This is a genomic window from Leptothrix toolikensis (SeqCode), assembly GCF_057922285.1.
This window is the reverse complement of record NZ_JBYSVC010000009.1, coordinates 18,618-41,663: the sequence shown is the minus strand read 5'-3', so window position 1 is coordinate 41,663 and position 23,046 is coordinate 18,618. Positions and strand designations below refer to the sequence as shown.

Annotated in this window: 22 protein-coding genes; 18 read left to right on the top strand and 4 right to left on the bottom strand. The window is 61.6% G+C overall.

All coding sequences use genetic code 11. From position 1 onward, the window contains the following. Positions 1-34 precede the first annotated feature (34 nt). From AC3VI7_RS02805 to AC3VI7_RS02785, 5 genes are read left to right on the top strand one after another with little or no spacing between them, the layout of a single operon-like run. Complete coding sequence (locus AC3VI7_RS02805; RefSeq protein ID WP_489668560.1) at positions 35-871, top strand: DUF6502 family protein; 837 nt, start codon at positions 35-37, stop codon at positions 869-871. Next, a complete protein-coding gene (locus tag AC3VI7_RS02800) occupies positions 868-2,067 on the top strand; it encodes a DUF5666 domain-containing protein (protein ID WP_489668559.1) in 1,200 nt (399 codons plus the stop codon). Before AC3VI7_RS02805 ends, AC3VI7_RS02800 begins: the two co-directional genes overlap by 4 nt. Positions 2,068-2,085: 18 nt before the next feature. Beyond that, positions 2,086-2,883 (top strand): DUF3187 family protein, encoded by a 798-nt coding sequence (locus tag AC3VI7_RS02795; protein WP_489668558.1) that lies wholly within the window; start codon positions 2,086-2,088, stop codon positions 2,881-2,883. Positions 2,884-2,904: 21 nt separating this feature from the next. Continuing rightward, positions 2,905-3,117 carry a hypothetical protein gene (locus AC3VI7_RS02790; protein WP_489668557.1) on the top strand — a complete coding sequence of 71 codons (213 nt, stop codon included), beginning with the start codon at positions 2,905-2,907 and terminating at the stop codon, positions 3,115-3,117. 30 nt (positions 3,118-3,147) lie between these two features. Next, positions 3,148-4,659 (top strand): multicopper oxidase family protein, encoded by a 1,512-nt coding sequence (locus AC3VI7_RS02785; RefSeq protein WP_489668556.1) that lies wholly within the window; start codon positions 3,148-3,150, stop codon positions 4,657-4,659. On the opposite strand, the gene AC3VI7_RS02780 is transcribed toward AC3VI7_RS02785, so the two are convergent. Further along, entirely contained in the window at positions 4,656-6,164 is a 1,509-nt protein-coding gene (locus AC3VI7_RS02780; RefSeq protein ID WP_489668555.1) for a carboxypeptidase M32, read from the bottom strand. The two genes, AC3VI7_RS02785 and AC3VI7_RS02780, sit on opposite strands and share 4 nt — an antisense overlap. A gap of 113 nt (positions 6,165-6,277) precedes the next feature. On the opposite strand from AC3VI7_RS02780, the gene AC3VI7_RS02775 reads away from it, so the two are divergent. Beyond that, positions 6,278-7,987 carry an FAD-dependent oxidoreductase gene (locus AC3VI7_RS02775; protein WP_489668554.1) on the top strand — a complete coding sequence of 570 codons (1,710 nt, stop codon included), beginning with the start codon at positions 6,278-6,280 and terminating at the stop codon, positions 7,985-7,987. On the opposite strand, the gene AC3VI7_RS02770 is transcribed toward AC3VI7_RS02775, so the two are convergent. Continuing rightward, positions 7,876-8,289 carry an S-adenosylmethionine decarboxylase family protein gene (locus tag AC3VI7_RS02770; protein WP_489668553.1) on the bottom strand — a complete coding sequence of 138 codons (414 nt, stop codon included), beginning with the start codon at positions 8,287-8,289 and terminating at the stop codon, positions 7,876-7,878. The genes AC3VI7_RS02775 and AC3VI7_RS02770 overlap by 112 nt on opposite strands. 466 nt (positions 8,290-8,755) lie before the next feature. On the opposite strand from AC3VI7_RS02770, the gene AC3VI7_RS02765 reads away from it, so the two are divergent. The 7 genes from AC3VI7_RS02765 to AC3VI7_RS02735 all read left to right on the top strand — a co-directional run bounded on the left by AC3VI7_RS02765 (position 8,756) and on the right by AC3VI7_RS02735 (position 15,766). Beyond that, positions 8,756-9,946, top strand: coding sequence for a maltoporin (locus AC3VI7_RS02765; RefSeq protein WP_489668552.1), 1,191 nt, complete (start codon positions 8,756-8,758; stop codon positions 9,944-9,946). A 64-nt stretch (positions 9,947-10,010) separates the two neighbouring features. Then, entirely contained in the window at positions 10,011-11,258 is a 1,248-nt protein-coding gene (locus tag AC3VI7_RS02760) for an ABC transporter substrate-binding protein (protein ID WP_489668572.1), read from the top strand. Between the two features lie 33 nt (positions 11,259-11,291). Next, positions 11,292-12,164: a carbohydrate ABC transporter permease gene (locus AC3VI7_RS02755; RefSeq protein WP_489668551.1), complete on the top strand. Its 873-nt coding sequence runs from the start codon at positions 11,292-11,294 to the stop codon at positions 12,162-12,164. 26 nt (positions 12,165-12,190) lie between these two features. Then, positions 12,191-13,039, top strand: a complete 849-nt coding sequence (locus tag AC3VI7_RS02750; RefSeq protein ID WP_489668550.1) for a carbohydrate ABC transporter permease — start codon at positions 12,191-12,193, stop codon at positions 13,037-13,039. A gap of 15 nt (positions 13,040-13,054) precedes the next feature. After that, on the top strand, positions 13,055-14,149 hold the full coding sequence (locus AC3VI7_RS02745; protein ID WP_489668549.1) for an ABC transporter ATP-binding protein: 1,095 nt from the start codon (positions 13,055-13,057) through the stop codon (positions 14,147-14,149). Positions 14,150-14,186: 37 nt separating this feature from the next. Then, positions 14,187-15,176 (top strand): glucokinase, encoded by a 990-nt coding sequence (gene glk / locus AC3VI7_RS02740; RefSeq protein WP_489668548.1) that lies wholly within the window; start codon positions 14,187-14,189, stop codon positions 15,174-15,176. Beyond that, positions 15,173-15,766 (top strand): MOSC domain-containing protein, encoded by a 594-nt coding sequence (locus AC3VI7_RS02735; RefSeq protein ID WP_489668547.1) that lies wholly within the window; start codon positions 15,173-15,175, stop codon positions 15,764-15,766. The genes glk and AC3VI7_RS02735 overlap by 4 nt, the downstream gene beginning before the upstream one ends. Positions 15,767-15,794: 28 nt before the next feature. Here AC3VI7_RS02735 and recQ read toward each other — a convergent pair whose 3' ends face one another. After that, complete coding sequence (recQ, locus tag AC3VI7_RS02730) at positions 15,795-17,714, bottom strand: DNA helicase RecQ (protein ID WP_489668546.1); 1,920 nt, start codon at positions 17,712-17,714, stop codon at positions 15,795-15,797. Between the two features lie 99 nt (positions 17,715-17,813). Here recQ and ssb point away from each other — a divergent pair, with 99 nt between their 5' ends. Next, the gene (ssb, locus tag AC3VI7_RS02725) at positions 17,814-18,326 is read left to right on the top strand and encodes a single-stranded DNA-binding protein (protein ID WP_489668545.1); all 513 of its coding nucleotides are present in this window, start codon (positions 17,814-17,816) and stop codon (positions 18,324-18,326) included. Positions 18,327-18,580: 254 nt separating this feature from the next. Continuing rightward, a complete protein-coding gene (locus AC3VI7_RS02720) occupies positions 18,581-19,498 on the top strand; it encodes a DUF2726 domain-containing protein (protein WP_489668544.1) in 918 nt (305 codons plus the stop codon). Here AC3VI7_RS02720 and AC3VI7_RS02715 read toward each other — a convergent pair. Further along, on the bottom strand, positions 19,495-19,971 hold the full coding sequence (locus AC3VI7_RS02715) for a YqaA family protein (protein ID WP_489668543.1): 477 nt from the start codon (positions 19,969-19,971) through the stop codon (positions 19,495-19,497). The genes AC3VI7_RS02720 and AC3VI7_RS02715 overlap by 4 nt on opposite strands. 108 nt (positions 19,972-20,079) lie before the next feature. On the opposite strand from AC3VI7_RS02715, the gene dusB reads away from it, so the two are divergent. From dusB to purH, 3 genes are read left to right on the top strand one after another with little or no spacing between them, the layout of a single operon-like run. Continuing rightward, on the top strand, positions 20,080-21,114 hold the full coding sequence (gene dusB / locus AC3VI7_RS02710) for a tRNA dihydrouridine synthase DusB (RefSeq protein ID WP_489668542.1): 1,035 nt from the start codon (positions 20,080-20,082) through the stop codon (positions 21,112-21,114). Beyond that, positions 21,111-21,389, top strand: a complete 279-nt coding sequence (locus AC3VI7_RS02705) for a helix-turn-helix domain-containing protein (protein WP_489668541.1) — start codon at positions 21,111-21,113, stop codon at positions 21,387-21,389. The genes dusB and AC3VI7_RS02705 overlap by 4 nt, the downstream gene beginning before the upstream one ends. Positions 21,390-21,448: 59 nt before the next feature. Beyond that, complete coding sequence (gene purH, locus AC3VI7_RS02700; protein ID WP_489668540.1) at positions 21,449-23,035, top strand: bifunctional phosphoribosylaminoimidazolecarboxamide formyltransferase/IMP cyclohydrolase; 1,587 nt, start codon at positions 21,449-21,451, stop codon at positions 23,033-23,035. Positions 23,036-23,046 lie beyond the last annotated feature (11 nt).

Sequence of the window (23,046 nt, the reverse complement as noted above, 5' to 3'; positions counted from 1 at the left end):
TAATTCACCCCCTCATTTTTGCAAGTGCAACGCCATGAAACCGTCCTCCATTTCCAAAACGCTGGAGTATGCTTTTGCACAGATACTGCGACCTATTATTCGTTTAGCTTTATCCCATGGCGTCACCTATCCTGCCTTGGCTGAAATCCTGAAGTTCACGTGTGTGGATGTGGCTCAACGTGATTTCAAGATTCATGATGAATCCCCCAGTGATAGCCGAATCAATCTACTAACCGGCATCCATCGGAAAGAAATAAAACGCTTACGAGAAATGTCGGTGAGTGAAGCCACAGACATCTCAGAGACCGTCTCCCTCGGCGCTCAAATTATTGGTATTTGGTTGAGTCGCCAACCCTATTCGGATGCCATGGGCAGCCCAAAACCGTTACCACGCTTGGCCAGCGTGGGGGGGGAGGCATCCTTTGAAACCTTGGTCACTATCGCCAACAAGGATATTCGTTCGCGCGTGATTCTTGATGAATGGCTACGCTTGGGGGTTGCCACCATCAATGACCAAGATGAAGTGATCTTAAATGCCCATGCTTTTATTCCAAGCCAAGGTTTTGAAGAAAAATCGTTCTATTTCACAAAAAATATTCACGATCATGCCGCTGCTGCCGCAGAAAATCTATCTGGGCAACAGCCAGCTTGGTTAGAGCGGAGCGTCTACTACGATGCCTTGAGTGCCAAAAGCGTTGATGAGTTACATCGCATAGCTCAGCAAACTGGCATGGATACGCTTCAGATTCTGAATCGCAAGGCGATTGAATTGGAATCATGCGATACCCAAGATCCACAGAAACACCGTTTCACCTGTGGCATTTACTTCTATAGCGAGGCGACATCCCCACGTGATGTCGAAAAGCCATGACCCGCCATTTAAAAATCACGACACCTATGCTGATGAAATCATGGGCCACCATAGGTGTGGTACTTATATCACTGACGGCGTCATGGTCTGTGATGGCTCAAACACCCGTTTGTACCGAGCGTCCCTTGGTATCACCTACCCTACCAGATAAAAAAATTGAAGCAGGCGTTTTATCCATCATGGATAACGGCGGCATTGGCGGCACCGGCAACAAAGCAGATGCGGGTGGGGTTGGCATCATTGGCACCATCACCGGCTTCGCCAGTATCTGTCTCAATGGTCAAGAAGTTCATTACGATGCGACCACCCCTGTGAGCCGAAACGGTGTCTCGACCCATTTTGATGCACTTGCCGTGGGTCAAATCGCCGCCATTGATGCCGTCGAAACACCCAAAGGGTGGGTTGCGCGTCAAATTCATTTGATCAATGTCTTGGAAGGGCCGATCACCCACACGGCCACAGAAAATGGTTCAATTTCGGTTATGAATCAATCCGTGGTGATGGATGCCTCAACCCGCTTGGGTGGATTCAGTCACTTGGATCAATTGAAGTTAGAAACACCAGTACGAATTGCAGGTTTCCGAAATACCCAAGGGCAGATTCACGCCACCCGTATTGAGATGGCCCCTGATCTGATGGTCAGCAGCAGTATCGGTATGCCGACGCAAGGTTCAACGAATCCGATGACCAGCGCCGACGAGATGCTGGTGCGCGGTCATTGGAATGGCCAACAGCTGGAGTCGCAGAGCACACAACCGAGTCCCGCCACACCGTTCACAACGCATGGCCATCGTGTCATCGTGGAAAGCATGATTCTTGAATCCAAGAATCCCACCCATTTGCGAGTCACTGGCTTTGACGTGAGCGTGGATAAGCGCACCCAGATGCCGAATGTGCCTAATGCACTAGGTAATCAACCCATGGCCGAAGGTCAGCGCATACAGATCACCGGCCATATGGATGGCAAACATCACATCGTGGCAGAAACCATTGTCTTCAGTTCACCTCGTTCATTTGATTCGAAGCATACCCTTATGCCCATGCCTAAAAAGGGTGGTTCGATGCCATCGGATCAACCCATGATGATGGATCGCATGAAAACGCCTGATATGCCACAACGCATGAATTCAACACCCATGCCTCATCATCCAAGGATGCCTCCTGGTTCAGGCATGCCCCAAATGCCAAAGATGTAATCTCATACGTACACAGGAATGAGCCCCATTTATTCAGCCCCCATGCGATTTAAAAAATTTCTTCTGTGGGTCATTCCTCTGTGCATGGCCCATAGCCTGCCCGTTGCAGCCAAAGACATGACCCTATTCACGGGCATCGACTACTCATCGGGCACCTATGGAGCGACTCAATCAACGGACATCATTTATCTACCGATCACCGTCAAATATGAAAAACCGTCATGGTCACTCAAATTGACGCTGCCTTATATTCAAATGACGAGCCCGGACAACACCATCAACAGCGGCACCCCTGTGCAAACAGCTTCGGCGGTCAGCTTGGTTCGCCAAACAGTGTCTGGACAAGGTGACATAATCGTGACAGGCACACACAACCTTCACCAAGATTTGGCCCATGGCTTCGCGATTGATTTAACCGGAAAAATCAAGCTGCCAACAGCTGATGCCACCCAAGGTCTTGGCACAGGCAAATACGATTACTCCGCCCAGTTGGATCTTCTCAAACAAAGCGGTAGCCATATGCTTTTTAGCAGCGTTGGGTATCGTAAGATGGGCGATCCTGATGGCCTTGATTTCAAAAATCCATGGTATGGCTCTATCGGATGGGGGCATACCGCCAGCAACACCATCCAATGGGGCGGTATTTATGAACTACAACAACCCGTTATTGACGGCAATGCCTTACTCAAAGATGTTTTAGCTTATATCACCTACAAAATAACAGCTACTCATACCGTGCAGGGATATCTTGTCAAAGGCCTGTCAGATGGCAGTCCAGACTGGGGTTCTGGCATAAGTATTAGCACATCTTTTTAACAACATACCATCTTCATCATCATGAAATCAAAACAACGCGGCGAAATCACCACCATCATGCTTATCGTGATGGCCGGCATGCTGATCTGGACTTTCTCTAATAAACATACTCACATGGGACCGATGGGCATGATGAATCACGCTGACCACGCGGCCGAACCAGCCAATCCACCAGCATCCACCCCTGACGTTCAGGCCTCAGAAAAATCAGCCAGTGCCACCGCGCACCATTGATGTATGAAAACCCCTCTCAACAATGTACCGATGCACACGACCCGTCGCAGCCTGCTGCGCGGTGTCGCCGGTCTAGCCTTGACCCCGCTTTTGCCATGGCTCAGTGCCTGCGGGGGTCAGGGTATGGGCGGCATGGGCAACATGAACCCAACCCCGCTGATCAACCCGAATCTGGCCAGCGCGCGGCCACTGCCGATCGTGCCGCTGGCGACCGGCACGGTCGATGGCACGGGGACGCGGCGTCACAGCCTCAGCGCCCAAGCGGGCACGTCGCAGCTGGTGAGCGGCGTCAACACATCCACGTGGGGCTACAACGGCGCGCTGCTCGGCCCGGCGCTGTTGCTGCGCCAAGGGGAAGCCACCGCGCTGACCGTGCAGAACACCTTGGCTGAGACCACCACCGCGCATTGGCACGGTCTGCTTCTGCCCGCTGAGATGGACGGCGGGCCGCACCAAGAGATCCTTGCGGGCAGCAGTTGGACGGCGGCCTTCACCGTCAGCAACGCGCCCTCCACCTGCTGGTATCACCCGCACACCCACGGGGCCACCGGCCGGCAGGTGGCCCAAGGGCTGGGCGGGCTGCTGATCATCGAAGACAGCGCCAGCGCCCAAGCCCTGCTGCCGCACGTTTGGGGCGTGGATGACGTGGCACTGGTCTTCCAGGACCGGCGCTTCAACGCCGATGGCTCGATCGACTACGCCCTGACGCAAGCTGACAAGGGCCGGGGCTATCAGGGCGATCACCTGTTGGTGAACGGCTGCCACAACCCGGTCTGGCAAGCGCCGCAGCAATGGGTGCGGTTGCGACTGCTCAACGCGTGCAACGCCCGCTTTCTCAGCCTGCGCCTGAGCAACAGTGCCCTCTTGCACCAGATCGCCAACGAAGGTGGCCTGCTCGCCAGCCCGGTGACCCGCAGCAGCCTGATGCTGGCCCCGGGCGAACGCGCCGAAGTGCTGGTCGATCTCTCCGGCCTGAGCTTGGGTCAGAGCTTGAGCCTCAACGCCCGCTCCAGCGGCATGATGGACAGCGGCAGCGTTGAGGTCAGCGCGCTGTTTCTCAGCGTCAGCCAACCCGCCCAAGCCGGGGCGATCACTGCCCTGCCCGCCACGCTGCCCGCCACGCCGACCCTCAGCGCCCCAGCCGGGGCCATCCGGCGTGCTTTCAGTTTGGATGGCGGGATGGGCGGGGGTGGAATGGGCAGCGGCATGAGCTTCACGATCAACGGCTCACCCTTCAACATCGCCCGCACCGACTTCAGCCTGACCGCCGGGAACACTGAGATCTGGACCTTCACCAACACCACCGGCATGGGCCACCCGATCCACGTTCACGGCGTGCGCATGAGCCTCTTAAGCCGCAACGGCACCCCGGTGGCGGCGCAGGAACAAGGTCAGCGCGACACCTTTGTGGTCGATGGCAACGGCAGTGTGGACGTGGTGGTGCAAGCACCGGCCACCGCCAGCGCCATGCCCTTCATGCTGCACTGCCACATCTTGGAGCACGAAGACGCCGGGATGATGTTGCAGTTCGTGGCGGCCTAAGGGGCATAGCGCCCTTCCAGATGCCGCCGAAAGTGCAGCGGGTTCAGGGCTTCGGTGCTGGCGCGGCGGCTGAGTTCGTCGGTTTCCCAGCGCGAGGCTTGGGTCCAGATGTGCTGCGCAAGCCAGTCCCGCAAGGGGCGAACATGGCCGGCTTGGAGCTGGGTGTCGAGGTCGGGTTGCTGGCGGCGCAAGGTCGCCAGCCACTGGGCGGCATACATGGCCCCCAAGGTGTAGCAGGGGAAATAACCAAACAGGCCTTCGGGCCAGTGGACGTCTTGCATCGGGCCGTCGCGGAAGTTGCCCCGGGTATCCAAGCCCAGATCAGCGGCCATGCGCGCGTCCCAAAAAGCGGGCACATCCTCGACGTCGATCTCGCCGCTGATCAAGGCGCGTTCGAGGTCAAAGCGCAGGGCGATGTGCAGGGGATAGCTCAACTCATCGGCATCGACGCGGATCAACCCCGGCTGCACATGCAGCAGGCTGCGCGCCAAGGCGGCGGGCTCGAACGCCGGTTGATCACCGCCGTGCTGGCGCAGCAGTTGGCTCAGGTGTGTCATCACCCCGGGATGGCGCGCCAGCTGCATCTCAAAGGCCAAGCTCTGGCTCTCGTGGATCGCCATTGAGCGCGCCCGGCCCACCGGCTGGCCCAGCCAAGCGCGCGGCAGGTGCTGTTCATAACAGGCGTGGCCGGTTTCGTGGATGGTGGCCAGCAGGCCTTCCAGCACCCGGTCTTCGTCCAACCGGGTGGTGAGCCGCACGTCCTCGGGCACGCCGCCGGTGAACGGATGGGTGCTTTCGTCGAGCCGCCCGCGCTCGCCCTCAAAACCCAACCACGCCATCACCGCCCGATGCATCAGGCGCTGTGCCCCAAGAGCCATATGCGGCCGGGGCGGCAGCGGCCCAGCGCTGGCTTGGTGCGCCATCACCCGGAGAATCAGCGCGGGCAACCACGTTCTGAGATCGGCAAACAGCGCCTCAACCCGCTCGGCGCGCATGCCGGGCTCAAAGCGATCCAGCAGCGCGTCATAGGGCGACAGACCGCTGGCTTGGGCCAAGTGCTGAGCTTCCTCGCGGGCCAGCGCGACCACCTCGCGCCACAGCGGCACAAAACCGGCCCAGTCGTTGGCCGGACGCAAGCGCCGCCAAGCCTGCTCACAGCGCACGGTGGCTTGGGTGCGCCGCGCCACCAAATCTTCTGGCAAGGCTTGCAGATGGCGTGCATCGCGCTGCATCTCGCGCAAGTTGGCGCGCTGAACCTCATCGAGGTGGGTGCGCTCAATGCGCCCGACACGATCCAGCAGGGCCAGCACCTCGGGCGCAGTGCGCTCGGCGTGCAGCAGCACATCGAGCTCTGCCAAAGCGTTGGCCCGGGCTTCAGAAGCCCCCTCGGGCATGCCCACGGCCCGATCCCAAGAAGCGATGGCCCCCAGATGCTCCAGCCGGTACCAACGCAGATGGCGTTTTTCAAGGGTGGTGTAGGCGGGATGAAGATCAGGCAAGGGCATGGGGTGAGGCCGACGAAGCCGCATGGGAAAGAGCAGCGAGTGTAGTGAGTAGTGAGGTGCATGCACACTGCGCACCTTGATCGACCTCGACCGCAAGCAAACAGGATTCTGGAATGCGCTTTCGTTCTGTACCGCGACGGACCGCGCTCATTCATTTGGCCAACATGGCCGGTATGGCGGGGATGGCGGGTATCGGGTTGAGTGGCTGTCAACCGGCCGTGATCGACACGCTAAGCGAGCTTCAAGGCGGCTGGGTGGGGGCAGCGGTGCAGCGTGGGCATCGGCTGCGTGATCAGCTCAAGGGCCGCACCGGGACCCTGCCCGCCGCCTCTGTGCAGCACCGCACCCGGGTGCTGATCGTCGGCGGCGGCGTGGCGGGCTTGGCGGCGGCGCGGGCCTTGCGCGCAGCGGGCATCGACGACTTGGCCCTGCTGGAGCTGGAAGACAGCGCGGGCGGCAACGCCCGTGGGCACAGCATGGGCGGGATCGCTTGTCCGCTGGGGGCGCATTACCTGCCGGTGCCCAAGATGCAGGCGGACATCTTGGCCTTGTTGCAAGAACAGGGCTTGGCACGTTTCGAGCTGGGACGTTGGACGTTTGAAGAGCGCCATCTTTGCCACAGCCCGCAAGAGCGGCTTTACTTTGAAGGCGCTTGGCACGAAGGCTTGTTGCCGCCGGTCGAGTCGGACTCCAAACATGGTTCGCAAGGTTCAAGCACGCAAGCGGCTTATCGCCGTTTCAGTGCGTTGGTGAGTCAAGCCCAGCGCACATGGGGCTTTGCGGTGCCCAGCCTTGGCATGCCTTGGACGGCGGGTCATGCCGCGCTGGAGGCGCAGACTTTCCAAGCTTGGTTGGACAGCGCCGGGTTGGACGACGAGCGCCTGCGCTGGTATCTGGATTACTGCTGCCGCGACGACTACGGCGCAGGCATTGACACCGTCTCGGCTTGGGCGGGGTTGCATTACTTTGCCAGCCGGCACGGCTTTCATGCTCCCGGGGATGAGGACCGGGCGCATGAACCCGTGTTCACCTGGCCCGAAGGCAACGCTTGGCTCACCCGCCGCATGGCCCAGCCGCTGGGTGAGCGTTTGCACAGCGCGCGCACGGTGCTGTCGGTACACGAAGGCCGTCACGGTGTGGAGCTGCTCGCTTGGGACGAGCGCGCTGGGCGCATGGAAGCCTGGCAGGCCGAGCAAGTGGTGCTGGCTGTGCCGCTTTTTATCGCCGCACGGCTCTGGCAAAACGCACCCAGCGCCCTTCAGCAAACGGCAGCCCAAGCACGCTACGCCCCGTGGCTGGTGGCCAATATGCACATCCATCACCCGCTGCTGCAACGCGTCGGCGCGCCACCCGCGTGGGACAACGTCGCGTATGGTGGGGCGGGGGGCTCAACCTCGCTGGGCTACGTCGATGCGGGCCATCAGCGCCTCAACCCCACGCCGGGACCGACCGTGCTCACCAGCTACGTTGCCTTGAGCCAAGCCGAGCGCGCCGCCTTGCTCCATACCGACTGGTCCTTCTGGGCGCAGCGGGTGATCCGTGACTTGAGCGGCTTGCACCCTGACTTGCCGGCCAAACTGCAACGCATCGACCTGATGCGCTACGGCCACGCCATGCGCATCCCCCTGCCCGGCACCCGCAGCGCTGCGGCCCATCAAGCCCTGCCGCACTTGCCGGGGCGCATCCACTTGGCGCACGCCGACTTGGCGGGTTACTCGGTGTTTGAAGAAGCGTTTGCAGCGGGGATGCGGCAGGGGATGGATATAGGCACAGCACTGCGCACCACAGCGCGCTCATCCACCCGCTCGGGCGCGAACCGCTGAATCAAGCCCGCCATCACCTGCCGCGCTGCCGGGCCCGCGTCATGGCTGCGGTTGCAAACGTAGATATCTAAAGTGACAAGGCCAAGCTCTGGCCAAGTATGCAAAGCCAGATGCGACTCGGCCAGCAAAAGCACCCCCGTCACCCCAGCGGGGGTTTCGGGATGCTCAGGCGCAAAGCTGTGAAACAGCTCGCCCACCACGTTCAACCCCGCACCACGCACCGCCGCCAAACATAGCTCACGCAACCACAGCGCATCACACAACCCCACCACCGCACAGCCGCAGCCATGCAGCTCAGCCATCAAATGAAGTCCGTGGGCAGTGTGGGGCGCGGTGGGCATGGGGGCGGATTATCACGGCAGCACCTTGGCCACACGCAAGCCGATCATGGGGCCTTGGCTGCTGGGGGTATCGGCGTCGCGGACGGCGGAGCCAAAGTCCCAGCCACCGCACTGCCCATGGCGCCCATCCATAGGCTCAAACCCAACACGGCATAAGCATGCCGCCAATGGCTTATATCTTCATGCTTCATTCATTATCCTTGCGTTACTACATTGATCTTTATAAATACAAAGCCTACGCAAAGCCCCTTGAATCAGGGGTAAGTGGGTGTTGAGGCCTGTGGTTTTTTCACGCTTGAGGCTCAGGAATCAAGGTAAACCCTGGGGGTGTTGTATACGGGAATTCACCTATCGTTAAACTTTCATAAATCTTTAATCTATCGTTCAGCCGACCCAATCGGCACCATCCATCGAACAGGAGATTCCCATGACACAGCCCCGCACTGCTCGCCGTTTGCTGCCAGCAGCCATCCTTCTTGCGTTTGGTTCCTTGGCCGGTTCGGCCCAAGCGGTGGATTGGGGCGGTTACTTCCGCGCCGGGCCGGCCATGGCCGACAAAGATGCTTCACGCGCTTGCTACGGCTTGAGCGGCGCGGGCCTGAAGTACCGTCTGGGTAACGAGTGCGACATCTACGGTGAATTCGCCCTCTCGCAAGGGCTGAAGTCAGAAGGCGTGGACTACAAGGCCACCTTGATGACCAACCTGTACAACCCGCAAACCGACACTGGCGCAGCCACCGTCGGCATCAACCAGATGTTTGTCGAGGGCAAGGGCTACGACATCGCCCCGAACACCGCGTTCTGGATCGGCAAGCGCTTCTATGGCCGTGCTGACGTCCACATCGTCGATACCTTCTTCACCAACCTCAGCGGCGTGGGCGGCGGGGCCGACATCCCACTCAGCTTCGGCAAGCTGGGGGTGGCGTATTTCAAGAAGGACGTGGACGCGACCCAATCGGGCAACCGCTACAACGTCGATCTCTCGGACATCAGCGTCAACAAGGACGGCAAGCTGCGCGTGCTCTTGACCTCGACCCAAGGTAACTACACCGGCGGCACCTCGGGCGTGGGCCTGACGATTCAACACAACCAAGACAAGTTCTTGGGTCTGGGCGGCGGCAACACCTTGTGGCTGCAAACCGCGCAGGGCTCGGCCGGGTTGGACGGCAACTTTGGCGGCCTCGGCAACGACAGCAACGTCAAGAGCACCCGCTTGGTGGAAAGCATGACTTGGCAAGTGGGCGCTTTTGGCGGTCAAGCCTTGGCCATGGTGCAAAACGACGATGCAGCGGGTGTCAAAACGGCGTCGAGCTCGGTGGGGGGCCGGATGTCCTACGCCTTCACACGCAATTTCAAGCTGCTGGGTGAAGTGGGCGTATCGCAGAAAAAGCCTGACGGCAGCGACGCGCAACAACTCACCAAGATCACTGTGGCCCCAACCTTGGCCGTTGGCCCGGGCTTTTGGAACCGGCCTGAACTGCGCTTTTACGTGACCCACGCGACTTGGAACGATGCAGCCAACTTGGCGGCTGGGGCCAATGGGTTGACGGGTGTCCCGGCACTCTCCACCAAGACCAGCGGCACCAGTGTCGGCCTGCAAGCTGAAATGTGGTTCTGACGTGGTGCTGCGATTTTCCAAATTTGACCAAGTTGACCAAGGATTGATCATGAAAACATTGCACATGCTCCCCGTGGCGCTGGCTTCGGCCGTGCTGGTGGCGTTGACGGGCGGTGCGGCCCACGCCGGTGAAGTCGAAGTGCTGCACTGGTGGACGTCGAGCGGCGAGGCCAAGGCGGCTTCGGCCTTGAAGAGCACCTTGCAGGCCAAGGGCCACACATGGAAAGACTTTGCGGTGGCCGGTGGTGGCGGCGATTCAGCCATGACGGTGCTGAAATCGCGCGTGGTCTCGGGCAACGCCCCAGCGGCCGCACAGATCAAGGGGCCGTCCTTGCAGGAGTGGGCCAAGGAAGGCGTGCTGAGCAACATCGACGATGTGGCCAAGGCCGAGAAGTGGGATAGCCTGCTGCCGCCCGTGATCGCCGACATCATGAAATATCAAGGCCACTACATCGCCGCGCCGATCAACGTGCATCGCGTCAACTGGCTGTGGGCCAATCCGGCAGCGCTTAAAAAAGCCGGCATCAAGACCACCCCGACCACTTGGGATGAGTTCTTTGTCGCCGCTGAAGCTTTGAAGAAAGCCGGCATCATCCCCGTGGCCCACGGTGGCCAGAACTGGCAAGACTTCACCACTTTTGAGAGCGTGGCGCTGGGCGTGGGCGGAGCCGATTTCTACAAAAAGGCCCTTGTGCAGCTGGATCCCGCCGCGCTCAAGAGCCCCACGATGGAGAAGGTGCTCACCACCTTCAAACGCGTCAAGAGCTACACCGACAAGAACGCCCCGGGCCGCGACTGGAACCTGGCCACCGCGATGGTGATCAAGGGTGAAGCGGGCATGCAGTTGATGGGCGACTGGGCCAAGGGCGAGTTCATCGCTGCGGGCAAGGTACCGGGCAAGGACTTCAGTTGTTCGGCCGCACCGGGCACCGCCAAGGCCTTCACTTTCAACGTCGATTCGCTGGCCATGTTCCAAGTCAAAGGTGCCGAGAAGATCCAAGCCCAGCGTGACTTGGCTGCCGCCATCATGTCGCCCGAATTCCAAGAAGTCTTCAACCTCAACAAGGGCTCTATTCCGGTGCGTCTGGGCATGAAACTCGACAAGTTCGACGACTGCGCCCGCCTGAGCAGTACCGACTTTGTGGCGACCGCCAAGAGCGGCGGCTTGGTGCCCTCCGTGGCGCATGGCATGGCGATTGCGTCGGCCGCCCAAGGTGCGATTCAGGACGTGGTGAGCCAGTTCTGGAACAGCGACAAGATGACCGCTGCTGACGCGATGGACAAGATCGCCAGCGCGGCCAAGATCCACTGAGACCCACCGACCCCTTCTGAGAATTGAGTCATCATGGCCACCCGCCGCTTTGATCACTGGTTGCCCAAGCTGGTCTTGGCCCCAGGGTTCCTGCTCTCGTTCCTGTTCATCTACGGCTTGATCGCTTGGAACGGGGTGTTGTCGGTCTCGGCCTCACGGCTGCTGCCCAATTACACCTTCGTCGGCTTTGAGCATTACGTGGCCTTGTTCGAAAGCGAGCGCTGGTGGGTGGCCCTGCGCAACTTGCTGGTCTTCTCTTCGCTCTTCATCGGTCTGGCCATGGCGGTCGGGCTGCTGCTGGCGGTGTTGCTGGACCAGAAAGTTCGCGCTGAAGGGGCGCTGCGCACCATCTACCTCTACCCGATGGCGCTGTCCTTCATCGTCACCGGCACGGCGTGGAAGTGGATCTTGAACCCCGGGCTTGGCATCGAGCATCTGGTGCAGTCCTGGGGCTTTGAGAGCTTTCGCTTCGACTGGATCGTGGACCCGGACCGTGCGATCTACACCGTGGTGATCGCCGGGGTGTGGCAAAGCGCGGGCTTTGTGATGGCGCTGTTTTTGGCGGGCTTGCGCGGGATCGACGACTCGATCCTGAAAGCCGCGCAAGTCGATGGCGCTTCGTTGCCGCGCATCTACTGGCGCATCCTCATCCCGAGCCTGCGGCCGGTGTTTTTCAGCACGCTGATGGTGCTGGCGCACATCGCCATCAAGAGCTTCGACTTGGTCATGGCGCTGACCTCGGGCGGCCCCGGTTTTGCCACCGACATGCCGGCAACCTTCATGTACGCCATGGCCTTCACACGCGGTCAGATCGGTTTGGGCGCGGCCTCGGCCACGGTGATGCTGGCGACGGTGGCGGCCATCGTTGTGCCTTATCTCTACAGCGAGCTGCGCAAGCGCTCATGAGAACTTGAGAACAGTTGAGGTTCATCATGAAAATCTTGCAGCGCGTTTTGTTGATGTCCGTTTTGCTGGGCTTTGCCGCCGTTTTTTTGCTGCCGATGGTGGTGATGCTGATCACCTCGTTCAAGGACATGGACGACATCCGCACCGGCAGTCTTTTGGCCTTGCCCACGCACCTCAGCACCGAAGCTTGGAGCCGAGCTTGGTCAAGTGCTTGCACCGGCACCGACTGCGGCGGCCTGAAGCCTTACTTCTGGAACTCGGTCTTCATGGTCACGCCCGCCGTGCTGATCTCGACCGCGCTCGGGGCGCTGAACGGCTACATCCTGACCCAATGGCGCTTTCGCGGCAGTGAGCTGATGTTCTCGCTGATGCTTTTTGGTGTCTTCATGCCGCTGCAAGTCGTGCTGCTGCCGATGTCGCAAGTGCTGGGCTGGCTGGGCTTGTCGGATTCGCTTTGGGGCTTGGTGTGCGTGCATGTGCTGGTCGGTTTGGCCTCGACCACACTGTTTTTCCGCAACTACTACCTGGGCATTCCGCCCGAGCTGATCAAAGCGGCGATGCTTGACGGCGCAGGGCTGTTTCGGATCTTCTGGCGCATCTTGCTGCCACTTTCGACCCCGATTCTGGTCGTGACGCTGATCTGGCAGTTCACCGCCATCTGGAACGACTTCTTGTTCGGCGTGGTGTTTTCAGGCTCAGATGCCAAGCCGATCACCGTCGGCCTGAACAACTTGGCCAACACCAGCAGCAGCGTCAAGGAATACAACGTGGACATGGCAGCTGCGCTGATCGCAGCCCTGCCGACCTTGGTCATCTACGTGCTGGCGGGCAAATATTTCGTGCGCGGCCTCACCGCCGGCGCGGTCAAAGGCTGACAAGGAACAAGCACCATGGGCGCACTTTCCATCCGCAACGTTCGCAAGAGCTACGGCGACACCCACATCCTCAAAGGCATCAATCTGGAGATTGAGCGCGGCGAATTCTTGATTCTTGTCGGCCCCTCGGGCTGCGGCAAATCGACCCTGCTGTCGATGATCGCCGGGCTCGATGCGCCCACCGAGGGCACGATCCACATCGGCGAGCGTGACGTCACCCACGCCCTGCCCAAGGACCGCGACATCGCCATGGTGTTTCAGAGCTACGCGCTCTATCCCAACATGAACGTGGCGCAAAACATCGCCTTCGGCCTAGAGATGCGCAAAGTGCCCAAGGCCGAGCGCGAAGCGGCCGTGCTGCGCGTGGCCAAGATGCTCCAGATCGAACACCTGCTGAGCCGCAAACCGGGCGCGCTCTCAGGCGGGCAGCGCCAGCGCGTGGCCATGGGCCGCGCCTTGGCCCGCGACCCGCAGCTCTTTTTGTTTGATGAGCCGCTCTCCAACCTCGACGCCAAACTGCGCGTTGAGATGCGCGCCGAGATCAAACGCCTGCATCAGCGCACCCACACCACCACCGTTTACGTCACCCACGACCAAGTTGAAGCCATGACCTTGGGCGACCGGATCGCCGTGATGAAGGACGGCGTGGTGCAACAGTTCGGTCGCCCGGACGACATCTACCGCCGCCCAGCCACGCGCTTTGTGGCCGAGTTCATCGGCTCACCCGCCATGAACCTGATCGACGGCAGCGTGGGCCTTGAACGGGCGTTGATGCATGTGTTGGTCCACGGCACACCCGTGGCCCTGCAAGATGGTGCCCAGCGCGTCGTGCGGGTCGGCCAAGCGCTGAGTTACGGTCTGCGGCCGGAAGATGTGGTGGTCAACCCCGAGCCCGGCCCAGAGTCCAGCTCGGGTTTGGCCGGCGAGATCACCTTGGTCGAGCCCACCGGCCCAGAAACCTACGTCAGCGTCGATACCGCTGTGGGCGTGCTGGTGGCGCGCATCCCCGGCCAAGTACATCACCGCGTGGGTGAGCGGGTGCGCCTCGGCTGGTCGCCCGAGGTCGTGCATCTCTTTGACACAACCACAGGCCAGCGCGTCGGGCCCTGAACACGATAAACAGGCTTGGGCCTGCGATGATCACGGCATGACGACACATTCATTCCCCCGTGTAGTGGCCGACATCGGCGGCACCAACGCCCGTTTCGGCTGGCAAGCCGCCCCCGGTGACGACATCACCCATATCCGCAACCTCATCAACGCCGACCATGCGGGGGTGGCTGAGGCCGTTCGGTCCTATTTGCTGGCCGAGCATCTGCCTCAACCCAAAGCCATGGCCATGGGTATCGCCACCCCGGTGCAAGGCGACTTGATCCGCATGACCAACAGCCCGTGGGCGTTCAGCATCCAGGCGCTGCAAGCAGCACTGGGGTTGACCAAGCTGGCCGTGATCAACGATTTCACCGCCTTGGCTTTGGCGCTACCTTCGCTGCGCAAACCCCAACTGCGCCAAATCGCCGGGCCGTGTACCGCGCTCACGCCCGAGCACATCTGCTCCGGTCCCGTGGCCTTGCTCGGCGCGGGCACCGGCTTGGGTGTTTCCGGCCTGTTGCCCTTACCGGGCGGGCGTTGGGCACCGATCTCGGGTGAAGGCGGTCACGTCACTTTGGCCGCCACCGATGCCTTCGAAGCCGCCTTGCTCGACAACCTGCGCCGCCGCTTTGAACACGTCTCGGCCGAGCGCGTTTTGTGCGGCAACGGCTTGGCCCACTTGTACCGCGCTGTGGCCGAAGTCAAAGGCCATGCGGTGCTTGATCTAGGGCCGGCCGATATCAGCCGCTTGGGCCTGAACAGCACCGATGCTGATGCCGTCGCCACCCTGCACCACTTCTGCGCCTTCCTGGGCTGCGTGGCCGGCAACCTCGCCCTGACCCTCGGTGCCCGCGCCGGCGTCTACATCGGCGGCGGCATCATCCCCCGCTGGGGTGACTTCATCGAACGCTCGCCCTTCCACCAGCGCTTCATCGCCAAGGGCCGCTTCACCGACTACCTCTGCGCCCTGCCCATCTGGCTCATCCAAGCCGAAACCTCCCCCGCCCTCTACGGTGCCAGCCGCGCACTCGACCAAACAGCATGAAACTCCTGAGCCTCCAAATCGGCACCGCCAAGTCACTACCCGTGGGTGACCCCGTGGGCGAATCAAGCGTGTTGTCGGCGATTGGCAAGACGGCGGTGACGGGGCCGGTCAAGGTGCAGCGATTGGGGTTGGAAGGTGATGAACAGGCGGATTTGTCGGTGCATGGCGGGCTGGCGAAAGCCGTCTACGCCTACCCTTCAGAGCACTACGCTTATTGGCGACAACAACGGCAACAACAACGCCATGCACTTGGGTTATCCCTTGATTTGCCTTTTGGCAGCATGGGCGAAAACCTGACGCTGGCGGGTTTGTTGGAGACGGATCTTTTCGTCGGTGACGAATGGCACTTCAGCGACTGTGTGTTGCGTGTCACCCAGCCGCGCCAGCCTTGCTTCAAATTCAACGCCGTGATGGGCGACAAACTGGCGGCGAAGAAGATGGCCCAGACCGGGTTTTGTGGTGTTTACCTTTCAGTCGTCACCCCAGGCCGCCTGAGCGCCGGCGAATCTTTCCGCCTTGTCCCCGGCTCACGCCAGACCTCGATCCTGTCGCTGTTCAAGGTCAGCATGTTGAAAACGCGCAACGACTGAGACATCCATGATGTCGCTCGCAGCGGGCTCATGCAGCGTGCAGCACATCCAGAATCTGCGCGCCATAGGCGGTGAGTTTTTTGGAGCCAACGCCGGGCACGCAGGCCAAGTCGTCGAGGTTGTGCGGCCAGCGCTGGGCCATTTCGGCCAAGGTGATGTTCTGGAAGACGAGGTAGGCCGGCAGGTTGTGGTCGCGGGCCACCCCGGCACGCCATGTTTTGAGGGCTTCAAAGCGGGCTTGGGCGGTGGGATCGAGGTCTTCCAGCACCTTGGCCGCTTCAGCCGCCGCCCCGGTGCGCCAGCCCCGGCGCTCTTGGGCCTTGCGACCGGCCACCTCTTTGGGCAAGGCCGGGGTTTTCATGCGCAGGCTGACTTCGCCGCGCAAGACCTCACGCGCGCGCTCGTTCAGCGCCAAGGTGTTGAACTCGCCTTCGGTATCGAGATAGCCCATGGCCACGAGTTGCCGCATCACGGCGCGCCATTGGATCTCGGACAAATCGGTGCCGATGCCGAAAGTGGACAAGCACTCATGGCCCATCTGGCTGACTTTGTCGGTGAGCTTGCCGCGCAAGACATCAATCAAATGCGCCACGCCAAAACTGCGCGCACTGTGCTGCGCCACGCCGTGCTGGGTGAAACGATAGATGCACGACAAGGCCTTGCGCGCCGCCTCGGTGCCGTCCCACGTCTGGGGCGGATGCAGGCAGTTATCGCAGTTGCCGCAGGGCTCGCTGGCTTCGTCGAAATAACTCAGCAAACGCACGCGCCGGCAGTCATGCGCCTCAACCAGCGCCAGCAAAGCGTCAAGCTTGCGCCGCTGGGCGCGCTTGAACATCTCATCGGCTGGGCTGTCGTCGATCAAACGGCGCTGATGCACCACATCGGCCAGGCCGTAGTTCATCCAAGCCTGGGCTGGGGCACCGTCGCGGCCCGCTCGGCCGGTTTCTTGGTAATAGCCTTCGATGTTTTTGGGCAGTTCCAAATGGGCCACAAAGCGCACATCGGGCTTGTCGATGCCCATGCCAAAGGCGATGGTGGCCACCATGATCAAGCCGTCTTCGCGCAAGAAGCGGTCTTGGTTGCGGCGGCGCTGCTCGGCGTCCATGCCCGCGTGGTACGGCAAGGCGTTCAGGCCCTGCTCGCACAGCCAAGCGGCTGTTTCTTCCACCTTGCGCCTGGAGCCGGCGTAGATGATGCCGGCCGCATCGGCGTGTTCACTGCGAATAAAGCGCAGCAACTGTGTGCGAGCGCTATCGCGCTCAACGATGTTGTAGTGGATGTTGGGTCGATCAAAGCTGGCCACAAAACGGCGTGCTTCGTTCAATTGCAAGCGCTCCAAGATATCGGCTTGGGTCTGGGCATCGGCGGTGGCGGTCAGGGCCAGACGCGGCACCTGCGGGAACTGCTCGTGCAGCACCGAGAGTTGCAGGTAGTCCGCGCGGAAGTCATGACCCCACTGGCTGACGCAATGCGCCTCGTCGATGGCAAACAGCGCCAACAAGCCGCGCTCAGCCAACGAGGTCAAGATGCCCAAAAAACGTGGCGAGATGACGCGCTCGGGCGCGGCGTACAGCAAGGTCAAGCGCCCGGCGAGCAAATCGCGCTCCACCGCTTGGGTCTGGGCGGCGTTCAAGGACGAGTTGAGAAAGGCCGAAGCCACGCCCGCTTCATCGAGCGCGCCCACTTGGTCATGCATCAGGGCGATCAAAGGGCTCACCACCACCGTCACGCCCATCCCCGCTTGGTGGCGCAGGATGGCCGGCACTTGGTAGCACAGGCTTTTGCCACCGCCCGTGGGCATCAACACCAGCGCATCGCCCCCTTGAGCCACGTGAGCGACGATGGCTTCTTGCTGGCCCCGGAAGGCGGGATAGCCGAAGACCTCGTGCAAGACACGACGGGCAGCGGGGGCGGGGTTTTCGAGCAAATCTTCAAACGAGGCAGGCATGGGCGGGGATAGTAACGGGGTGCATCACGGGGTGCATTCGTTGAACCCAAGCTGGGGCACAATCGCCGGTCATTCAGCAGCGCATTCAGGAGTGGCTTCATGGCCTCCGTCAATAAAGTAACTCTCATCGGCAACCTCGGCCGAGACCCCGAAGTCCGCTACCAACCCAGCGGCTCGGCCGTGTGCAACGTCTCGATTGCCACCACCCGGAACTGGAAAGACAAGACCTCGGGCGAACGCGCCGAAGAAACCGAGTGGCACCGCGTGGTGTTCTTCGACCGCTTGGCCGAAATCGCGGGTGAATATCTGCGCAAGGGCCGTCCGGTCTACATCGAAGGCCGCCTGAAGACCCGCAAGTGGCAAGACAAAGACGGCAAAGACAACTACACCACCGAAATCGTCGCCGAGCAGATGCAACTGCTGGGCGGACGTGAAGGCATGGGGGGTGGGGACGACATGGGTGGTGGCGGTGGCGGCGAATCTGCACCCCGTGCAACACCGCGCCAAGCACCGCAACGTTCGGCAGCCCCAGCACCGGCACGCAGCAACCCGAGCCCTGCGCCCTCCTCGGCGTCGAGCTTTGGCGGCATGGATGACGACATCCCGTTCTGATCCACGCCGTCAGGTGCCCTGAAAAATCAGCGGGGTGATGTCGTTTTTTACGCCGTTTCGAGCGCTCATGGGCTTGAAACGGCCCAGCCAAGTCGGGTTCATCGCCCTGTTTCAGCTACAGTCGCAGGCATCACATCAGGCTTGTTTTTTGCAACCCCCCGCCGAGATCGACAAAGTGCCTTGGATCACAGTCTGCAACTTGAGAGATGAGCCTGCGGCAGCCCCTGCCCTCGGCTGTCTGAACGGGTAACGCCATGTCTGTCAGTGTTTGGCTGCTCGTCGTCATCGCCTTGGCCTTGCTGGTCGTGGTGGTCTTCACCCTGCTGTGGCGCTCAGCGCGCAAGCAAGCCGCCGATGACTTGCCCACCGAGTGGCCGCTGGTGCAGCGCCCGCTGTTCTCGCCGGAAGAGCGCACGCTTTATCGGCAACTGCGCGCCGCTCTGCCGCACCACATGATCTTGGCCAAGGTGCCCTTGGTGCGCTTTTGCCAGCCGGTGGACCGCAACGACGTGCGCTACTGGTTTGGCCTGCTGGGCCCGATCCACGTGAGTTTCATCATCTGCGCCGACAACGGCCGGGTCTTGGCCGCCTTGGACATCAAGCGGCCCGACTTCAAGCCCTCACGCCGCACCACCGTCATCAAGCAAGCGGTGTTGACGGCTTGCCGAATTCGCTACATCGAGTGCCGCAGCGATCAGTTGCCTTCCACCTCGGATCTGCAAGGCATCGTGCCGCAGCAAGGTGAAACGGCCGCACGCACCTATGTGCCTGGATCCGGCCCTCAAACCCACGCCAGCCCGCCGGATCGCTCCGCCGCCAGCGGTGCCTCTTCAGGCCATGCCGGTGCGCCCCAACAAGGCAGCAATGGTCGCTCAACCCTGGCCCATGCCGTGCGTACACCGCGTAACGGCACCCCTTGGTATGAATCGGGCTTCAGCCAAGATTCCTTCTTTGCCCCGGATCTGCGCGATCAGTCCTTCCCAGAGACCGATCCCAACGCGGGCTTGAGCTCATCGAACAGCCGCTTCCCCAGCTTTGCTGCCGGCAACAACGCCGATCTCCAAAGCCACCGCCAATGGCCGCCACAAACATCCACTGGCGGCCCGCCCTCGGTACCCCCGCCGGCACCCGACGGCTTCGGCAGCCCGCCACCGGCTTTTCGCCGCCGTTAAAAGACCCACAGCAGGGCGCTGGTCATGACCACATAGCGCCCCAGCTTGCCCACGGCCATGTAGGCCACACAGGGCCAAAACGGCAAACGTAGCCAGCCGGCCACAGCACACAGCGGATCGCCCACCACCGGCAACCAACTCAGCAGACAAGCCCGCGCACCAAAGCGCCGCAACCAGCCCAGCACCCGATGCTCGGGGCTGTGATGGGTGGTTTTTTCGTAGAGTTTTTCTGCGCCCCAGCCCATCCACCACGAGACCGCCCCGCCCAAGGTATTGCCGACGGTGGCCACCAAAATCGCCGGCCAGAACAGTTCGGGATTGAGCTTGATCAGGCCAAACACCACCGGCTCTGAGCCCAAAGGCAGCAAGGTGGCCGAGACGAACGCGATGATGAAGACTGCGGGTAGGCCGATCTCAGGCAAGGCCATCCAGAGCAGGAGCTGTTGGATGATTTGGGCGATCCAAGCTTCCATGGTGAGCGGCGCTTAAAGGCGCTAGAGAGCGTGATCACACGAAGCTGCGAGTGTGCCCCAGCCCACATCGGGCCGCTATACTCCTGCCTCCTTTTTCAGCAACTTGCGATGCATATCGGCCCCTTCGAGCTGCCGAACCCGGTTTTCTTGGCCCCCATGGCGGGCGTGACCGACCGGCCCTTTCGCCAACTGTGTAAACGGCTGGGTACGGGCTACGCCGTGGGCGAGATGGTGACCGCCAAGCCCGAACTGCGCCATAGCCGCAAAACCGCCACCCGCTTGAATCACGTCGGTGAGAGCGCGCCGATTGCGGTGCAAATCGCCGGCACCGACCCCGCACAGATGGCCGAGGCCGCGCGCTTCAACATCGACCACGGGGCGCAGATCATCGACATCAACATGGGCTGCCCAGCCAAGAAGGTCTGCAACGTTTGGGCGGGATCGGCTTTGATGCAAAACGAGCCGCTGGCGCTCACCCTCATCGACGCCGTGGTCAGCGCCTGCGTCCCCCACAACGTGCCGGTCACCCTCAAGATGCGCACCGGCTGGTGCGCCAGTGAGCGCAACGCTGAACGCCTAGCGCGTGGTGCTGAAGCCGCTGGCATCGCGATGGTGACCGTGCACGGTCGCACGCGTGAACAGGGCTACAAGGGCGAGGCCGAATACCGCACCATCGCGGCCGTCAAAGCCGCGCTACGCATCCCGGTGGTCGCCAACGGCGACATCGACTCGCCCGCCAAGGCCCAAGCCGTCTTGGCCGCCACCGGCGCGGACGCCGTGATGATCGGCCGCGCCGCGCTGGGCCGCCCTTGGCTGGGCGGCGATATCGCCCACTACCTTGAGCACGGCACGCTGCGCCCGGCACCGCTAACTACCGATGTGGCGGCTTGGCTGATCGCCCAACTGCATGAGCATCACGCCCTGTACGGTGAGTTCATCGGCGTGCGCAGTGCCCGCAAACACATCGGCTGGAGCGTGGCCGAGCTGGCCGAAGGCACAACCTTTCGGGCGCAGATGAACACCTTGACGACTCCCGACGCCCAGATCGCGGCGGTGAGCGATTTTTTCAGCGCGCTGGCCCAGCGCCATCCCCGCTGGCCCACACCCGCCTCTTTCCCTGTCCCTGAAGACCTTGCTGCATGAGCCAAGATAACGATCCCCCCGATGCCACCCCCGAAGAGGGCAAGGGCAGCCCCATCGATGCATGCATCCGCACCACCATGGCGATTTACTTTGCTGATCTGAACGGCACCGAACCGCGCTCGCTCTATGACATGGTCGTCAAAGCGGTCGAGCGACCCTTGCTCGAAGTGGTGATGCAGCGCGCCGAAGGCAACCAGAGCCGCGCCGCCGAATGGCTCGGCATCAACCGCAACACCCTGCGCCGCAAGCTGGTCGAGCACGAGCTGGCTTCTTGAGCCACGCCTGAACGCCGACCTCTCTCCTTTCCTCCTTACCTAGAAAAGCCGCTTTCATCATGGCCCTGACCGCTCTCCTCTCCGTCTCCGACAAGACTGGCATCCTCGAATTTGCCCAAAGCCTGCACGCGCATGGCATCAAGCTGCTGTCCACCGGCGGCACGGCCAAGCTGCTGGCTTCCAACGGCCTGCCCGTCACCGAAGTCTCTGAGATCACCGGATTCCCCGAGATGCTCGACGGCCGTGTCAAGACCTTGCACCCGCGCGTGCATGGCGGCCTGCTGGCCCGGCGCGATGTCCCTGAGCACATGGCCGCACTTGCGGCGCACGGCATCGACACCATTGATCTCTTGATCATCAACTTGTACCCGTTCGCCCAAGCCACGGCACGCGCCGACTGCACGCTGGAAGATGCGATCGAGAACATCGACATCGGCGGCCCGGCGATGCTGCGCGCCGCCGCCAAGAACTGGCAAGACGTGGGCGTGGTGATCGACCCGAGCGACTACCCGCAAGTACTGGCTGAGCTGACCGCCTCCAACGGTGCAAGCCTCACGCGCACCACCAAGTTCATGCTGGCCAAGAAGGTGTTCTCACACACCGCCGCCTACGACGGCATGATCAGCAACTACCTCACCGCCCTCGAAGCCGGCTCAGAAGAGAAGACCGCCGACGTGCCCAAGCGCGAGGCCTACCCGAGCGTTTTTAACCTGCAACTGCACAAGGTGCAGGGCATGCGCTACGGCGAGAACCCGCACCAAAGCGCCGCGTTTTACAAGGAAGCCAAGGTCGCTGAAGGCTTGCTGGCCGGTTGGACCCAGATCCAAGGCAAGGAACTCAGCTTCAACAACATCGCCGACGCCGACGCTGCGTGGGAATGCGTCAAGGCCTTCGAGCAACCAGCTTGCGTGATCGTCAAGCACGCCAACCCCTGCGGCGTGGCCATCGGTGCCACCCCGCTGGAAGCCTACGAGAAGGCGTTGAAGACCGACCCGACGAGCGCCTTCGGCGGCATCATCGCCTTCAACCGTCCGCTCGACGCCGACGTGGTGGAGAAAATCAACGCCAACAAACACTTCGTCGAAGTGGCGCTGGCCCCAGCCATCACCCCGGCCGCCCGCGCGGCTTACGCCAGCAAGGTCAATGTGCGCCTGCTGGAAGTGCCGCTCAGCCGTTTGAGCAACCCGCTCGACATGAAGCGCGTCGGCGGCGGCATGCTGCTGCAATCGGCCGACAACATCGACATCGTCGGTGACATCAAGGTCGTCACCCAGCTCGCGCCGACCGCGCAGCAAATGCAAGACATGCTGTTTGCTTGGACCGTGGCGCGTTTCGTCAAGAGCAACGCCATCGTCTTTTGCAAGGACAGCATGACTTATGGTGTCGGTGCGGGCCAGATGAGCCGCTTGGATTCAGCCCGCATTGCCGCCATCAAGGCCCAAGCAGCGGGCCTGAGCTTGCAAGGCACAGCGGTGGCCAGCGATGCCTTCTTCCCGTTCCGCGACGGGCTGGACGTGGTGGTCGATGCGGGTGCCACCTGCGTCATCCACCCGGGTGGCTCGATGCGCGACCAAGAAGTGATCGATGCGGCCAACGAGCGCGGCATCGCCATGGTGCTGACCGGCACACGCCACTTCCGTCATTGATGCCACTGAGG

Coding starts and splice junctions, on each gene's coding strand:
- AC3VI7_RS02805 (WP_489668560.1), top strand. CDS start 35: ATGAAACCGTCCTCCATTTCCAAAACGCTGGAGTATGCTTTTGCACAG.
- AC3VI7_RS02800 (WP_489668559.1), top strand. CDS start 868: ATGACCCGCCATTTAAAAATCACGACACCTATGCTGATGAAATCATGG.
- AC3VI7_RS02795 (WP_489668558.1), top strand. CDS start 2,086: ATGAGCCCCATTTATTCAGCCCCCATGCGATTTAAAAAATTTCTTCTG.
- AC3VI7_RS02790 (WP_489668557.1), top strand. CDS start 2,905: ATGAAATCAAAACAACGCGGCGAAATCACCACCATCATGCTTATCGTG.
- AC3VI7_RS02785 (WP_489668556.1), top strand. CDS start 3,148: ATGCACACGACCCGTCGCAGCCTGCTGCGCGGTGTCGCCGGTCTAGCC.
- AC3VI7_RS02780 (WP_489668555.1), bottom strand. CDS start 6,164: ATGCCCTTGCCTGATCTTCATCCCGCCTACACCACCCTTGAAAAACGC.
- AC3VI7_RS02775 (WP_489668554.1), top strand. CDS start 6,278: ATGCGCTTTCGTTCTGTACCGCGACGGACCGCGCTCATTCATTTGGCC.
- AC3VI7_RS02770 (WP_489668553.1), bottom strand. CDS start 8,289: ATGGCTGAGCTGCATGGCTGCGGCTGTGCGGTGGTGGGGTTGTGTGAT.
- AC3VI7_RS02765 (WP_489668552.1), top strand. CDS start 8,756: ATGACACAGCCCCGCACTGCTCGCCGTTTGCTGCCAGCAGCCATCCTT.
- AC3VI7_RS02760 (WP_489668572.1), top strand. CDS start 10,011: ATGCTCCCCGTGGCGCTGGCTTCGGCCGTGCTGGTGGCGTTGACGGGC.
- AC3VI7_RS02755 (WP_489668551.1), top strand. CDS start 11,292: ATGGCCACCCGCCGCTTTGATCACTGGTTGCCCAAGCTGGTCTTGGCC.
- AC3VI7_RS02750 (WP_489668550.1), top strand. CDS start 12,191: ATGAAAATCTTGCAGCGCGTTTTGTTGATGTCCGTTTTGCTGGGCTTT.
- AC3VI7_RS02745 (WP_489668549.1), top strand. CDS start 13,055: ATGGGCGCACTTTCCATCCGCAACGTTCGCAAGAGCTACGGCGACACC.
- glk (WP_489668548.1), top strand. CDS start 14,187: ATGACGACACATTCATTCCCCCGTGTAGTGGCCGACATCGGCGGCACC.
- AC3VI7_RS02735 (WP_489668547.1), top strand. CDS start 15,173: ATGAAACTCCTGAGCCTCCAAATCGGCACCGCCAAGTCACTACCCGTG.
- recQ (WP_489668546.1), bottom strand. CDS start 17,714: ATGCCTGCCTCGTTTGAAGATTTGCTCGAAAACCCCGCCCCCGCTGCC.
- ssb (WP_489668545.1), top strand. CDS start 17,814: ATGGCCTCCGTCAATAAAGTAACTCTCATCGGCAACCTCGGCCGAGAC.
- AC3VI7_RS02720 (WP_489668544.1), top strand. CDS start 18,581: ATGTCTGTCAGTGTTTGGCTGCTCGTCGTCATCGCCTTGGCCTTGCTG.
- AC3VI7_RS02715 (WP_489668543.1), bottom strand. CDS start 19,971: ATGGAAGCTTGGATCGCCCAAATCATCCAACAGCTCCTGCTCTGGATG.
- dusB (WP_489668542.1), top strand. CDS start 20,080: ATGCATATCGGCCCCTTCGAGCTGCCGAACCCGGTTTTCTTGGCCCCC.
- AC3VI7_RS02705 (WP_489668541.1), top strand. CDS start 21,111: ATGAGCCAAGATAACGATCCCCCCGATGCCACCCCCGAAGAGGGCAAG.
- purH (WP_489668540.1), top strand. CDS start 21,449: ATGGCCCTGACCGCTCTCCTCTCCGTCTCCGACAAGACTGGCATCCTC.